Genomic DNA, 13,014 nt, shown 5'->3' with positions numbered 1-13,014 from the left:
AACATGGCAAAAATTAAAGTAGGACTTACACAATTTTTAGACTTCACACTGAAAAGTAGTGCAGCTAAAACAAACTTTGTAAAAAATCTAAAATCTCAACCTGAATACCAACCAGCTTTTGATTACTGGCAACAATTACGAGACACTGTTATTAAATTTCATCAAAATGAACTACCTTTTGAATGTTTCGAAACATTAGTACAAACGGTTGATCAAAGGAAAAAGCAAAACTATATCGATGTCATAAAGCAGTACAAAAAATTTATTAAAAACAACGACGTCTCTTGGTTCGATCCAGGTAAATCACATTGGATATCAGATGATTTAATCGTCCGCTCATCACCTGAACTCGGTTTGCTCATTAATGATGAGCCGCATCTTATCAAACTGTTTTTCAAAGGAAAGAAAGAGCGAATTGATAAATACAACATCAACTCAACGCTGACATTATTAAACGAATCAACATTTTCAAATGAACATAACGATGTGAATTATACGGTTCTTAACATCCAAAAGAACAGAATGTATACGAATAACTCTATTAATAATGATCATTTAATAGCACTTGAATCAGAAGCTAACCAGCTTTGTTATATATGGAATAAGATGTAAAGGGTACTATTCATCTCTTTCAATACCTTGTTCATGCATAATTTGGGCACAATTTTCACAAATCCAATCAGTTTCGTTTAATTGAAGCTCACCTTCTTGTTCCTCACAAACAATGCAGGGTGGGCGTTTTTTTCGAAAATAGTTTCTTTAACCATTTCCGCATCCTAACTCACCTCCTCCGAAAGAGTGATATAATGAGCTCTTTCCACTAAATCAGCGTTAACCCCCTAGTTTTTTAATCGATGAAGAAGTTCTTCGTTTTTTAGAACATGCAAAAGAAAACCGTTATTATATCGCTTATCTTCTTGCTATTACATGTGGAATGCGTAAAGGTGAAATCTTAGGTCTACAATGGAAAGATATTGATTTTGAGAGACGAACGTTATCTGTTAACCGTTCCCTCTCTCACATTACAAAGGGATTCCATGAACTAAAAACCTCTTCAGGAAAGAGATTGCTGATTTTGCCTGACATTACTTTAATGGCACTAAATGACCATCTGCAAAAAATCTCTGAGGAAAAAGAGCGATATGGTGAAGGCTATAATGACTGCGATTTGGTCTGCCGTTTCAGAAGTTTGACACAGCTCTGGAAAAAGCTTATAAAGAAAAGTGAGGTTCCTGATATTCGGTTCCATGATCTGAGGCATACTCATGCAACATTAATGTTGAAACAAGGTATACATCCGAAGATTGTAAGTGAACGATTAGGACATAAAAGAGTAGGTATCACACTGGACACCTACTCACATGTTGTACCAGGACTTCAGGAAACTGCGGTGGATCAATTTGCAAAAGAATTATTCGGAAAGAAGAACTTTCGTTAGAAGTTTTCTTTTCTTGGCAAAAACGCCGCCTAAATAACCCAAAATATTATAAGTGAAAAAGGAGCAACAAAACATGAGAGAAATCAAGTCTGACAAGGAATTCAAAGACATCATCGCAAGCGAGGAGCCAGTAGTTGTTAAGTTCTTTACTACATGGTGCCCAGATTGCGTGCGTATGGACAACTTTATCGGAGATGTAATGGAAGAGTTCAATAAGTTTGAATGGTATTCTATTAATAAAGATGAGTTCCCAAGTATTGCTGAAGAGTATCAAGTAATGGGTATTCCAAGCCTACTTGTATATCAAAATGGCGAAAAGTTAGGTCACTTACATAGTGCAAATGCAAAAACGGAAGAGCAAGTTACTGAGTTTTTAGAAGCATACTAAGAAACGAAAAACCTCTGAAAAATCATCAGAGGTTTTTTTCGTTTTCAAATTGGTCTTTGCCTTTGTCTCTTTCTGGAAAGTGAATATTATAATGCTTTCTCCTCTTCTTATTGAAGAATTTTTTTATCATTTCTTATATATTACTCACACGGGGAATTACAAAGAGTCATTTTGTGAAAAATATATATGAAAGAAATTATGAGAATCATTATTCTCGCCCTCTTTCCTTTTGCCATAATCAGCATTAATTGTTTAATAAATTTCCACTTTGTGCTTTTCAACATATTTTTCCTTAACGAAACTTTGTTATCCCCTTCTTAAAAAGCTATAAAACGTCAACAATGTTTGTATAGACCCACACGAGTTTCGTTTGATACTCTATGTATAGAAAGAAACTCCTTGTAGAAAGGCGAGTGATTAAAATGGATTCTCTTTCTCATAAAGAAGCTGATAAAGGTGCTATTGTCAGCATTATAGCCTACATATTTTTATCCTCTTTGAAAATCATCATCAGTTATATTACCCTCTCTAGCGCATTACGTGCTGACGGTTTGAATAACTTAACGGATATTGGTGCTTCTTTAGCAATATTAATTGGCCTAAAAATTTCTCGTAAGCCTCGTGACCCAGATCATCCATATGGGCATTCGCGTGCAGAACAAATCGCATCACTTGTTGCTTCCTTTATTATGGCAACGGTCGGATTAGAAGTTGTGATTAGTGCAATTCAATCGTTTTTAAATCCGAAACAAGCAGCGCCTAATGTACTCGCTGCGTGGGTTGCTTTATTTTCTGCCGTCGTAATGTATTTCGTATATAAATATACGAAAAAGATTGCGATTCAAACAAAGAGTAAGTCGTTAGAAGCCGCTGCAAAAGATAATTTATCAGATGCTCTCGTAAGTATTGGTACAGTAATAGGTATTGTCGGAGCACAGTTCAAAATGCCTATTTTAGACCCTATCGCTGCTTTAATTGTCGGTTTTATTATTTGTAAGACTGCATGGGAAATTTTCGTAGAAGCTTCTCATATGCTAACGGATGGAATCGATCCTGAGAAAATGGATGAATATGCTGATGCTATCGAGCATATTTCAGGTGTGGAACATATTGTAGATATTCGCGCTCGTATGTATGGGAATCAAACGTATGTAGATATTACAATTGAAGTAGATGCTCGAATGGATGTTAGCGAAAGCCATTGTATTACTGACAATATTGAAGATATGCTTCGAAAGAAATTCGGAATTTACCATGCTCATATTCATGTGGAGCCTATGCAAAAAGAACCTATTATGACATAGGTTCTTTTTTAATGAACGCCTTATGAAATATAACACATAAAACGAGCCAGCTACCGCCAGCTGCCCATCCGGCTAATATGTCAGATGGATAGTGCACGCCAAGATAAATTCGGCTAACTGAAATAGATAATACAACGAAGCTTGCTATAAAAATAAGCAGCAACTTTTTATGCAATGAAATACGATCTTCTGTAATTGTGACGTATGCAATAAATCCTAAAAAAGCAGTAGCGTTCATCGTATGACCGCTCGGAAAGCTATATCCAGTTGCTGTAACAAGCTGCGTCACATCAGGTCTTGCTCGTTCGTACCATAGTTTGAGCATACTGTTCAAATAACGTGATCCGTAATAATTAATTGTTAGAAGTAATGCACTTAATATTTTTTTTCTAAGAAGAAAATACATTACAAGTATAATGAGTAACGGGAAATATATTCTTTTTGAACCGATAAAGGATACCCAAGTAAAATAGTTTGTCAAATAATCGTTTCGGAAACTTTGAATAAAGTGTGCGACTACATTATCAAATTTTTCAATACAAGCGGTATGATACGAAAGTGATAGTGCGACAAAACAAATGAGTAGTGTACAACTTAACAAGTATAAATGTCGGTATCGTTTCACATACATAACCTCACTATGCAAAAAAATGGAGCGGTTGTTTTAGTTTTCCTCTCCATTTCTTTTTTATGCATAGTTTATTAAAAAATATTATTGTTAATTTTTTGCTGCATCGTTGGAATATCTTCGTTTGTTACTGTAAAGCGAATAACCTTCTCATCAAGATCAAGCGCTTCTGCGAATAAACCAGCCAATCCACGTGATTTTCTATCTACTTCCATAATGATTTCTAATCGGTCGTGGGCACTTGGCAAAATTAATAATTCTAATTCATCTAATTTCCCATAATACTCTCCGGAAACTGGAATAAACTCAAATTCTTGCGCGAATGGAACTTGCTTACGTAATCGATACGGTAATTCTTCGCATTCTATATGACGCGCTTTAAAACCTAATTGATTTACACTAGCTAATACACTGTTCAATAGCGCATTCGGCAATACTTGAATATAATCACGGTCACTTGGATCAATACTACGTTTAATATCAAGACCTGTATGAACCCAAACCGTTTTCATTCCAAGTGTTAGTGGTGCTTCAATTGGCATTAAAAACGAAAATGGAATTTCCACTTTTTCATTTGGCTCTACAGAAAATGGATCTGTTAAACGAACTCGCTCTAAATCATACGATGCAGTTACTTTTTTATCATCCACTTCTCTTACATATGACGTCGACAACGTTAAGTAAATGCTTTCAATTTCTTGGCTAACTGAACCTCCAGTTATATGAACCTTCCCTACTATCTCTTCTCCAACTGTATACTCATCTCTTTCAAGAACAGTATCTACTTTTGCACTTCCAATTCCAACGCTTGCTAAAAACTTTTGAAACATGGGGTCTCCATCCTTTCTAAAGCGTAAGCTACATCTTTTTTCAAATCTTGTACATTTTCATAGTATGGCGCTTTCATTTGTAACATTCGCATTAGCATGTCGCGATTATATTCTTCCAGCACTAACTCTTCATACCAAGGTTTTTCCTTTTTTTCAGTCGATTCATAACCAGCATACAATAAAAATAATACGAAATGACCGAGCGCATAAAAGTCGCTACGAAAGTGAACTTCTCGCATCAAAGCTTGTTCACCTTCATAAGTTATAGCTCGCTCATCACCCTCACCTTTCAATTTAGCCAATCCAAAATCAATAATACTAATCTGATTTTCTTTCATTAATATGTTTGGAATACGTAAATCTCGGTGAATGATACCTTTACTATGAAAATACGAAACAATTCCTAGTACTTCATATAAAATTTCAAAAACTTCACGTTCATCATATACTTGCCCATCTAAGAAAATATGATCTTCGAAATTTCCCCCCGGCATATACTCCATCACAAAAAAGTTCTTTTTCTCCCATATGAAATGATCATGTAGATTAGGAATTGACGCATGATTTAATGTTTGTAAAATCACTTTCTCTTGCTCAAATGATTTTCTACCAGACTCATATCTTTGTTTACTTTGCCTTAATTGTTTTAAGACTTTATATTTATTTATTTGTAAATCATTAACGACATATGTAACCCCATAACTGCCCATTCCAATTACTGATTCAATCTTATAACGCTCTGCAACGATTGTATTTTTTCGCAGTGGTCTATCAAATAAAGCTAGTATACGACGCCATTTCATCAGCTACTTGAAAAGAAGCTACGGCTTTTACGTTTTCTTTTATAATGCTGATGCCCATAACCAGATGAACGTCGTTTATTATCGCTACTTGAATACGAGCGCCCTCTATGACGATAATCACTACTTGAATACGAACGATGTTTTTTCTTTCCTAATAAAGAATCAATAATTTTTTTGAACATCCCTTCACCTCTTGTATAAAATTTTCTTTTAATTATACCAACAATTCTTGTCTATATTTGTGACAAGTTTGTAAAGAGTAAAAAACGACGAGTTAAGCCCGCCGTTACTTTCAATCTTCCTCTTCATCAAAAACTTCATCAATCATGCATTTCTCTAATAAATACTCAAATGTAATATCTGCCAGGTCCTCAATTTCTTCTCTTTTTGGAACGTACCCTCTTTCAATTAGTCGCTCATAAAAAAACTCCGCAATCTCTTCCGTGTCAATTACGACTTCAATTTCCTTCATGAGCATCACTCCTTTATTTCTGTTTTATGAAAAAATCTCAAAATTATGTATATGAGATTAGAAAAATAGTTTTTTCTTTTTTATAAGTCATATCATGTAGGCAAAGGGCATACGATGTTAGTACAAGCTATCCAAAGGGGGAAATAATAATGGAATACCAATACGAAGTAGAGCAAACAAAAGAAGAGTTCATGCATGAAGATCAATGGGCAGACTCTCTTATTAAATGGCTTTTTATTTTTTTAATAATTGTAGGCATACCTTATACTGCATATGTTGTTGTTCAATTTATTCTCTCTTTCTAGTTAACTATTTTTTCTCTGTCAATTTAACTAAATAATTTTGAACAACATCCATAACAATTTTATATTCTTCATCTTTAAATGTATCGAATAATAAATGATAATCATTATAAATATCTAATAACCCATCAATAATTTCTTGGCGATTCGTCTTTACACTTACTTTTTTCGAATTGTTAATTGACTTCAATTTTCCTAAATCCAATTTATTCATACCAGCTTTATCTTGTTTCATTTTCTTCAAAATTGCATTTGCCGTTTGTGCATTGGCAAGTAATGTTAAATCAGATTCATCAGCTTCTAACCATTCACCATCAGTAATTCGTGACAATTCATATATAGTATCTTCCCATGCATCATTTTTATATCTCCATACTTCTGTACGAAAACCAACAATACGAAAAACATCTTTATCATATCCAGTTACTTGCACGAGATCACCAAACGTAAAGTTATAATTTAATTCAATCCACTCTGTGTCTCCCTTTTTCATTTCTTGCTCTGTTACATGCTGTAAAGTTTGCTCAACGTAAAACCCATCGTGATTATTTACTTCGTATACGTAAACTCCATCTAAAATCTTCATATTTGTGATTTTTCCAACGGTTCCATATAGCGTAATCACGACTATGTCCCCTACGTTGTATTTAGGTTGTTTTTTTCTTGCCATCTCTATCTCTCCTTTTTTTGACGTCGTGATTTTGATAACAGTATATGCAACCTACATAAAAACGCTTATCACAGAAGCTTATATTCATAAATTTTTTCAATAAAAAAATATCACTACATAAAAATTTATGTGAAACGCAAAAAAAGCTAGTAAATAGACTAGCTTCAAATCAAGAAATTTCGTATAAAAAAACATACAGAATACATTACTTTTTTAAAGTGAAGTATTCTGTATGTTTTTTTATACTTTCTATCTCTCTTGTATATACAAATCCCATGCATCATCAAATATAGACATACTTTCTATCATTCCACTTAACTCTAAGTATGAACTAATTACATCATAGTCTTCAGATTGCTTCGGAAAACTTAAATCATCATACATCGCCTCTGCTAAATCTGATATTGCATTTTTAAATAAAGCTGCACGGTGCTTCATCATATAATGGTAAAATGTCTTTTTCAAAAATATTCCCTACCTTTCTAACTTGGGTACATTATACAAGGCAAAAAAGAAAAAAACCAGCATAAAAGCTGGTTAAAAGTCGAAATAATTCCTTTTTAATAAACGTGGTCTTCCCATCAACTCTTCGAATGTTAGTTGTTTTGGCAAATCTTTCGTATAAATTAAAAACAACTGATCTTCAATTTCTTTTACAGTATGGTCTGCTTGATAGTCCATTCCACATGAGGAACAAGTAATACATGGTGTCTCTTGGATTTCAATGGCTTTCGTACCATCTGGTAATTCCCAATATACAGTATTCAAGCTTTCTTTCGCTTCTGTACTGTCACACCACATACAATTCATACTACGTCACCCTCATTTTTTTTGTCGTCATCTAACTTTGCCATTTGTGCTTGATATTTTTTATCTTTTAATTGATCACGCTTATCACGTTTATCTTTTAAAGAAGCATGCGTTTCATTGACTTCATAATCTTTACGGCGATTCATACGTTGTAAATCATCTGGAACAAGATTAAATTTCCTATCACTCATCAATCCTGCAACGCCGATATCAGAACGTTTCTCTTCATAAGTCGGATAAATTTCTTTAAAGTAGCCTTCTGCTCTTCCTGGGATATAGTTTTCTGGTTCTGGATACGTTGTAATAACCCCTTCAAAGTTACGAAGAACAACTTTATCCGCACTTTGTGAAATTAAATAGTTTGGCTGAAGCGCAATTTTTCCGCCTCCGCCCGGTGCATCAACAACGAATGTCGGTACTGCATAACCAGATGTATGTCCACGTAAGCCTTCAATAATTTCAAGACCTTTCGAAACTGGTGCACGGAAATGACCGATACCTTCTGATAAATCACATTGATAAATATAATATGGACGAACACGAATTTTCACTAAATCATGCATAAGTTTTTTCATAATTGGAACGCTGTCATTAATTCCAGCTAAAATTACAGCTTGGTTTCCAATTGGAACACCTGCATTCGCAAGCATTTCACATGCTAGTTTCGATTCTTCTGTAATCTCAATAGAAGTGTTAAAATGCGTATTTAACCATACTGGATGGTATTTTTTAATAATGTTACACAGGTTTTCTGTAATACGCTGCGGGAATACAACTGGTGCTCTCGTTCCGATACGAATAATCTCGACATGCGGGATTGCTCGTAAATTCTTTAATACATATTCTAAAATTTTATCATTAATTAGAAGTCCATCACCGCCAGAAATTAAAACGTCACGTACTTGTGGTGTTTCACTAATATAAGCAATCGCATCATCTAATTGCTTTTTCGGTACGCCCATTCCAATTTGTCCACTAAAACGACGACGTGTACAGTAACGACAATACATAGAACATTGATTCGTTACTAAAAATAGTACGCGGTCTGGATAGCGATGCGTTAATCCTGGAACTGGTGAATCTTCATCTTCATGAAGAGGATCTTCTAAATCATATTTTGTTTTATATAACTCTTCCGAAATCGGTACTGATTGCATCCGAATCGGACAGCGTGGGTCATCAGGATTCATTAGCCAAGCATAGTACGGTGTAATGTTTAACGGGATCGTCTTCGTTGAAATTTTAACACCTTCTTCTTCTTCAGGTGTTAAGTTAATTATTTTCTTTAAATCATCTAAAGTTTTGATCGTATTCGTTAATTGCCAAACCCAGTCATTCCATTGTTCTTCTGTAACATCTTTCCATAATTCAATATCCTTCCAGTGACGATTTGGTTTGTATACATCATGTAACATTGCTATTCCCCCTTTTTATACGCTCATCCTTTATATAAGCAATAATTATGCCAACTTCATATACTTGATAAGTAAATGCGAGAAATACCCTATTATATAAGAGAATAAATATTTTTAAGTGCTGTACTAAAACGATATTTACTATCATATTCATTACTCGTTATATATGTAAACGCTCTTTTATTGGTGCAAACACACAAAAACCGCCGATTATTCGGCGGTTTTGTCGTACTTGCTCAGTTTATATTGAAGCGTTTGACGCGGAATACCTAACATTTTTGCTGCTTGCAAAATATTCCCTTCCGTTTCAATTAATGCTTGATCTATTAATTCCTTTTCCGTTTGATGAAGAGCTTCCCTAAGTGGTAATATACTTTTCTTCTTCGGAAGTTTCTCTTTCCGAAATGTTCGTGGTAAGCAATTTGCTGTTAACGAATTCCCTTCCGTAATAATGACAGCATGTTCAATCGTATGTTTTAACTCACGAACATTTCCAGGCCATTGATAAGCTTGTAATCTTTCTTTCGCTTCCTTATCAATTTGAAGTACACCTTTTTTATAACTTTTATTATATTCTTTCAAAAAGTAAGACGCTAATAACAGTACATCCTCAGTTCTTTCGCGAAGCGGCGGAATATATAATGAAAACACATTTAATCGATAGTATAAATCAGTGCGAATTTTATTTTCTCTTAAACATACTTCTGGAGGCTGATTCATTGCAGTAATAACGCGAACATCTACTTTTCTCGTCTTATTATCACCAATGCGACGAATAACTCCATCTTCTAATACACGTAGCATCTTCGCTTGTAAATCGAGTGGCATTGAATTAAGTTCATCTAAAAATAATGTTCCTCCATCTACAAGTTCAAATAATCCCGCTCGTTCAATTGCCCCTGTATAGCTTCCTTTTGTAGTTCCAAACAATAAACTTTCTAATAGCGACTCTGGCAAAGCTGCGCAGTTTTGTGCAATAAATGGCTTGTTTTTCCGTTTAGAAGCTTCATGAATTGCTTGCACAAATAGCTCTTTCCCTGTTCCTGTTTCACCATATATTAAAACATTTGCATCAGTTGGGGCTACTTTTTGAGCTAACTCTTTCGTCTGTTTAAAGCGGGAATCATTTGTTACAATTGTCTCGAATGCAACATGCTTTTTTACCATTTTTTTGCTAGTCGACCGTTTTATTTTCGATTGTAAATCTACGATTGTGTCAGTAAGCGTTTGAATTGTAGAATAATCTTTCGCAATTTCAACAGCACCGGCAATATTTCCATCTATAAAAATAGGTAGCGTCGTATTTACCGTACAAACGTCTTCCCCATTTAAATTTTGATAATGCTGAACTTGATGTACAATCGGTTTTTTCGTATGTAACACTTTCATTAGTGTACTCGTTTCCCTAGATAATGAAGGGAATGCTTCTAATAAATGTTTTCCTAGCACATTCTCAATTTTCGATCCATCATGTTTTGCAGCAACTGTATTATAAAAAATTGTAATACCATTTTCATCCACTGCATGTATAGCCTCATCAATACTGCCCAAAATCGCTTCAATGACTTCTTGTGTCGAAACTGCTAGCAATGTCATTCCCCCTCTTGCCGAAAATCCGGCAAATGCATGCCGGATTTTCGGCATCCCTCTGTGCGATTATAAGCATGACGATTCCGTTCTATTATTTTGATGAAATTTATATATATTTCTATTGCTTATTTATGGTTAAATGAAACTTTAATCAGTGGGGCTTTATTCATCCCCACTGATTATTAACCCGACTCCCACCTAACTTCTTTGCTTTACTGCCGAATTTTGAGGCGGGAGTCTTACTGCTTTCGAATAGCTGGATAAATCTTTCACCCATATATTCATATCTTCCAACTTATCAAAAATGTAGCAATTATTCGCAAGCCTTCCCGTATATGTATAGCCTAATTGATGAAAGGCTGCATTCATACCGAAAGATAGCGAGCGAGCAATTGTATAAGAACAAAAAATAGATTTTTCTTGGAGCTCTTCCTCCAATTTAATTAACAGACTTTTCATGAAACCATGTTTTCGATATTCAGGTAATGTAGCACAATTCGTTAATTCTGCATTACCTTCTTTCACGTTCATTTCAGCAGATGCTGTACTAATAATTTTCCCCTCGAATTCATAAACATAGTAAATTGTATCGTCTTCCTTCATCGTCTGCTTTACATAACTCGCATCATTTAAAGGTGTCGGATAAACTTCAAATACTTTTCCAAAGACAATTGCTAATTCTTCCGCATCCTCTTCTGTCGCTTTTCTTAACACAAATTCCTCTGGGACTATTTTTTCTTTCACTTCTTTTGCTTTTACACCACTTAAAATGGTATCTTCCTCAGTCCAATGAATACTATTTCGTCTTTCATCATTATGATATTTCACGAAGAAGTGCGCATCGTGTCCTTGAAAATAATGAGGTATCGTTGCTTCCAGTAAGAAACCGAAAGAGAGCCATGTTGAAACATGCTCTCCCTTTCCTTTAATAATACATTTAGTGAAAGAATGTTTCTCTGCTAATTCATCGATTGTTTGTATAATACTTTCAACATTTCCTGTATAGTGATCAACTCTAACACGTTTATTAAAATAATCTAAAACCCCTTCTACTGTATAATGCTTTGTCTGTTCACTAAAAGATTCATAGTATTTCATTTCTTCACCTCACACCAATCTAGTAATGTACATGCAATTATTTTTGCGGCAGCAATCATTTTATCAACTTCTATATATTCGTTTGGATAGTGTGCTACTTTCGTCTCTCCTGGACCAAATACTATCGTTGGTACGTTAGCGATTTGTGTGAACAAACCTCCATCTGTTCCCCATGGCGAAGCTTCTATAATCGGTTCGTTCCCTTCGATTTCAACAAAGTTATGTTGAAGCGTTGTAATAAGTGGATGATTTTCTTCTAGTTCACCAGGAACCCATCTCGCTCCAAACCATTCTACTTCTACAGGATTTTTTACAAACCAACTATCCACTTCTTTTAATTCACCAATCCAGCCTTCAAACTCTTCTTTTGCTGCCTCTATAGTCTCATTCGGCGCAATACCACATCTTCCTTCTAAAATTAATGAATCGGGAACAGAACTTGGCCAGCTTCCTCCTTCAATTTTCCCAACGTTAATTGGAATCGGAATCGGAATCCCCTTAAATAACGGATCTGTAATTCGACCGTTTCTCTTCTCTTCTAATTTTCTCAAATGATCTACAACAAACATACTTTTTTCAATTGCACTTACTCCTTCATACCGTGTACCACCGTGTGCTGCTTTTCCTTTTATATGTAGACGAAACCACATTGACCCTTGTTGTTTCGGAAAAAACTTCATATTCGTCGGCTCAGGAATAATAACGCCATCTGCCTTATATCCTCGTAAAATAGCAGCTAATGTTCCTGCCCCACCGCTCTCTTCTTCTATTACACTTTGAAAATGTATATCACCTTTTAGTTCAATACCAGATTCAATAATTGCTTCCATCGCAAGCATAAGTGAGACATTTCCGCCTTTCATATCTGTTGTTCCACGCCCATATATGCGGTTTCCTATGTTCTCTCCACTATACGGATGATGGTCCCACTGATTTACATCCCCTTCTGGCACGACGTCAATATGCCCATTTAAAATCATAGATTTCCCTTCGCCACTTCCTTTTAAAGTCGCTACAATGTTCGGGCTATCTGTAAAGCTTGTACGAGGTGATACGAAATAAGGGTGCTCTTTCATTTCATTAAAAGCAGGCTCCCAAATATCAAGGTCTAGACCTAACTCACGCAACTTTTCAATAACAATTGCCTGCGCACCACTTTCATCACCAGATACGCTCTTTTCTTGAATTAATCGTGTTAAAAATTTTACGCTCTCTTCTTCATGACTCTCAATATAATCACAAACTTGTTTTTTTAATTGCTCCATA

Annotated in this window: 17 protein-coding genes; 5 read left to right on the top strand and 12 right to left on the bottom strand. The window is 35.0% G+C overall.

Going from position 1 to position 13,014, the window contains the following annotated elements:
* Positions 1–3: 3 nt before the first annotated feature.
* The 4 genes from NSQ47_RS06080 (at position 4) to NSQ47_RS06065 (ending at position 3,130) form a co-directional block, all read left to right on the top strand.
* The gene (locus tag NSQ47_RS06080) at positions 4–612 is read left to right on the top strand and encodes a hypothetical protein (RefSeq protein ID WP_341036369.1); all 609 of its coding nucleotides are present in this window, start codon (positions 4–6) and stop codon (positions 610–612) included.
* Between the two features lie 292 nt (positions 613–904).
* Positions 905–1,438, top strand: a complete 534-nt coding sequence (locus NSQ47_RS06075; protein ID WP_229163518.1) for a site-specific integrase — start codon at positions 905–907, stop codon at positions 1,436–1,438.
* Between the two features lie 73 nt (positions 1,439–1,511).
* Positions 1,512–1,826 (top strand): thioredoxin family protein, encoded by a 315-nt coding sequence (locus NSQ47_RS06070; protein ID WP_001206934.1) that lies wholly within the window; start codon positions 1,512–1,514, stop codon positions 1,824–1,826.
* 422 nt (positions 1,827–2,248) lie between these two features.
* Complete coding sequence (locus tag NSQ47_RS06065) at positions 2,249–3,130, top strand: cation diffusion facilitator family transporter (RefSeq protein WP_002157961.1); 882 nt, start codon at positions 2,249–2,251, stop codon at positions 3,128–3,130.
* Here the strand turns inward: NSQ47_RS06065 and NSQ47_RS06060 are convergent.
* The 5 genes from NSQ47_RS06060 to NSQ47_RS06040 all read right to left on the bottom strand — a co-directional run bounded on the left by NSQ47_RS06060 (position 3,120) and on the right by NSQ47_RS06040 (position 5,863).
* Positions 3,120–3,755, bottom strand: a complete 636-nt coding sequence (locus tag NSQ47_RS06060) for a phosphatase PAP2 family protein (protein WP_341036368.1) — start codon at positions 3,753–3,755, stop codon at positions 3,120–3,122. The two genes, NSQ47_RS06065 and NSQ47_RS06060, sit on opposite strands and share 11 nt — an antisense overlap.
* A 77-nt stretch (positions 3,756–3,832) precedes the next feature.
* A complete protein-coding gene (locus tag NSQ47_RS06055) occupies positions 3,833–4,588 on the bottom strand; it encodes a sporulation protein (protein ID WP_002157963.1) in 756 nt (251 codons plus the stop codon).
* The gene (locus tag NSQ47_RS06050; protein ID WP_002202112.1) at positions 4,570–5,391 is read right to left on the bottom strand and encodes a serine/threonine protein kinase; all 822 of its coding nucleotides are present in this window, start codon (positions 5,389–5,391) and stop codon (positions 4,570–4,572) included. The genes NSQ47_RS06055 and NSQ47_RS06050 overlap by 19 nt, the downstream gene beginning before the upstream one ends.
* Positions 5,391–5,573, bottom strand: coding sequence for a hypothetical protein (locus NSQ47_RS06045; RefSeq protein ID WP_002141661.1), 183 nt, complete (start codon positions 5,571–5,573; stop codon positions 5,391–5,393). The genes NSQ47_RS06050 and NSQ47_RS06045 overlap by 1 nt, the downstream gene beginning before the upstream one ends.
* A 110-nt stretch (positions 5,574–5,683) precedes the next feature.
* Complete coding sequence (locus NSQ47_RS06040; RefSeq protein ID WP_002012644.1) at positions 5,684–5,863, bottom strand: YozD family protein; 180 nt, start codon at positions 5,861–5,863, stop codon at positions 5,684–5,686.
* 149 nt (positions 5,864–6,012) lie between these two features.
* Here NSQ47_RS06040 and NSQ47_RS06035 point away from each other — a divergent pair, with 149 nt between their 5' ends.
* The gene (locus NSQ47_RS06035) at positions 6,013–6,168 is read left to right on the top strand and encodes a DUF3930 family protein (protein ID WP_002018281.1); all 156 of its coding nucleotides are present in this window, start codon (positions 6,013–6,015) and stop codon (positions 6,166–6,168) included.
* Between the two features lie 4 nt (positions 6,169–6,172).
* On the opposite strand, the gene NSQ47_RS06030 is transcribed toward NSQ47_RS06035, so the two are convergent.
* The 7 genes from NSQ47_RS06030 to NSQ47_RS06000 form a co-directional block, all read right to left on the bottom strand.
* Positions 6,173–6,835 carry a hypothetical protein gene (locus tag NSQ47_RS06030; protein WP_002119090.1) on the bottom strand — a complete coding sequence of 221 codons (663 nt, stop codon included), beginning with the start codon at positions 6,833–6,835 and terminating at the stop codon, positions 6,173–6,175.
* A 249-nt stretch (positions 6,836–7,084) separates the two neighbouring features.
* Positions 7,085–7,300, bottom strand: coding sequence for a YozE family protein (locus NSQ47_RS06025; protein ID WP_002157964.1), 216 nt, complete (start codon positions 7,298–7,300; stop codon positions 7,085–7,087).
* A gap of 72 nt (positions 7,301–7,372) precedes the next feature.
* Entirely contained in the window at positions 7,373–7,645 is a 273-nt protein-coding gene (locus NSQ47_RS06020; protein ID WP_002202113.1) for a YokU family protein, read from the bottom strand.
* Positions 7,642–9,060, bottom strand: coding sequence for a lysine 2,3-aminomutase (gene ablA / locus NSQ47_RS06015; protein WP_002148177.1), 1,419 nt, complete (start codon positions 9,058–9,060; stop codon positions 7,642–7,644). Before ablA ends, NSQ47_RS06020 begins: the two co-directional genes overlap by 4 nt.
* Positions 9,061–9,270: 210 nt before the next feature.
* Positions 9,271–10,656, bottom strand: coding sequence for an arginine utilization transcriptional regulator RocR (rocR, locus tag NSQ47_RS06010; protein ID WP_087952667.1), 1,386 nt, complete (start codon positions 10,654–10,656; stop codon positions 9,271–9,273).
* Positions 10,657–10,848: 192 nt separating this feature from the next.
* The gene (gene ablB, locus NSQ47_RS06005) at positions 10,849–11,748 is read right to left on the bottom strand and encodes a putative beta-lysine N-acetyltransferase (RefSeq protein WP_002200607.1); all 900 of its coding nucleotides are present in this window, start codon (positions 11,746–11,748) and stop codon (positions 10,849–10,851) included.
* Entirely contained in the window at positions 11,745–13,013 is a 1,269-nt protein-coding gene (locus tag NSQ47_RS06000; protein ID WP_002157969.1) for a peptidase, read from the bottom strand. The genes ablB and NSQ47_RS06000 overlap by 4 nt, the downstream gene beginning before the upstream one ends.
* Position 13,014 lies beyond the last annotated feature (1 nt).

This window comes from Bacillus sp. FSL R10-2780, assembly GCF_038006125.1.
In the GTDB taxonomy this organism is placed as follows: domain Bacteria; phylum Bacillota; class Bacilli; order Bacillales; family Bacillaceae_G; genus Bacillus_A; species Bacillus_A cereus_U.
Note: the sequence above shows the minus strand (reverse complement) of the source record. Positions and strands in the feature narration are given on the sequence as shown.

Coding starts and splice junctions, on each gene's coding strand:
- NSQ47_RS06070 (WP_001206934.1), top strand. CDS start 1,512: ATGAGAGAAATCAAGTCTGACAAGGAATTCAAAGACATCATCGCAAGC.
- NSQ47_RS06045 (WP_002141661.1), bottom strand. CDS start 5,573: ATGTTCAAAAAAATTATTGATTCTTTATTAGGAAAGAAAAAACATCGT.
- rocR (WP_087952667.1), bottom strand. CDS start 10,656: ATGACATTGCTAGCAGTTTCGACACAAGAAGTCATTGAAGCGATTTTG.
- NSQ47_RS06040 (WP_002012644.1), bottom strand. CDS start 5,863: ATGAAGGAAATTGAAGTCGTAATTGACACGGAAGAGATTGCGGAGTTT.
- NSQ47_RS06055 (WP_002157963.1), bottom strand. CDS start 4,588: ATGTTTCAAAAGTTTTTAGCAAGCGTTGGAATTGGAAGTGCAAAAGTA.
- NSQ47_RS06035 (WP_002018281.1), top strand. CDS start 6,013: ATGGAATACCAATACGAAGTAGAGCAAACAAAAGAAGAGTTCATGCAT.
- NSQ47_RS06030 (WP_002119090.1), bottom strand. CDS start 6,835: ATGGCAAGAAAAAAACAACCTAAATACAACGTAGGGGACATAGTCGTG.
- ablB (WP_002200607.1), bottom strand. CDS start 11,748: ATGAAATACTATGAATCTTTTAGTGAACAGACAAAGCATTATACAGTA.
- NSQ47_RS06080 (WP_341036369.1), top strand. CDS start 4: ATGGCAAAAATTAAAGTAGGACTTACACAATTTTTAGACTTCACACTG.
- NSQ47_RS06065 (WP_002157961.1), top strand. CDS start 2,249: ATGGATTCTCTTTCTCATAAAGAAGCTGATAAAGGTGCTATTGTCAGC.
- NSQ47_RS06050 (WP_002202112.1), bottom strand. CDS start 5,391: ATGAAATGGCGTCGTATACTAGCTTTATTTGATAGACCACTGCGAAAA.
- ablA (WP_002148177.1), bottom strand. CDS start 9,060: ATGTTACATGATGTATACAAACCAAATCGTCACTGGAAGGATATTGAA.
- NSQ47_RS06020 (WP_002202113.1), bottom strand. CDS start 7,645: ATGAATTGTATGTGGTGTGACAGTACAGAAGCGAAAGAAAGCTTGAAT.
- NSQ47_RS06000 (WP_002157969.1), bottom strand. CDS start 13,013: ATGGAGCAATTAAAAAAACAAGTTTGTGATTATATTGAGAGTCATGAA.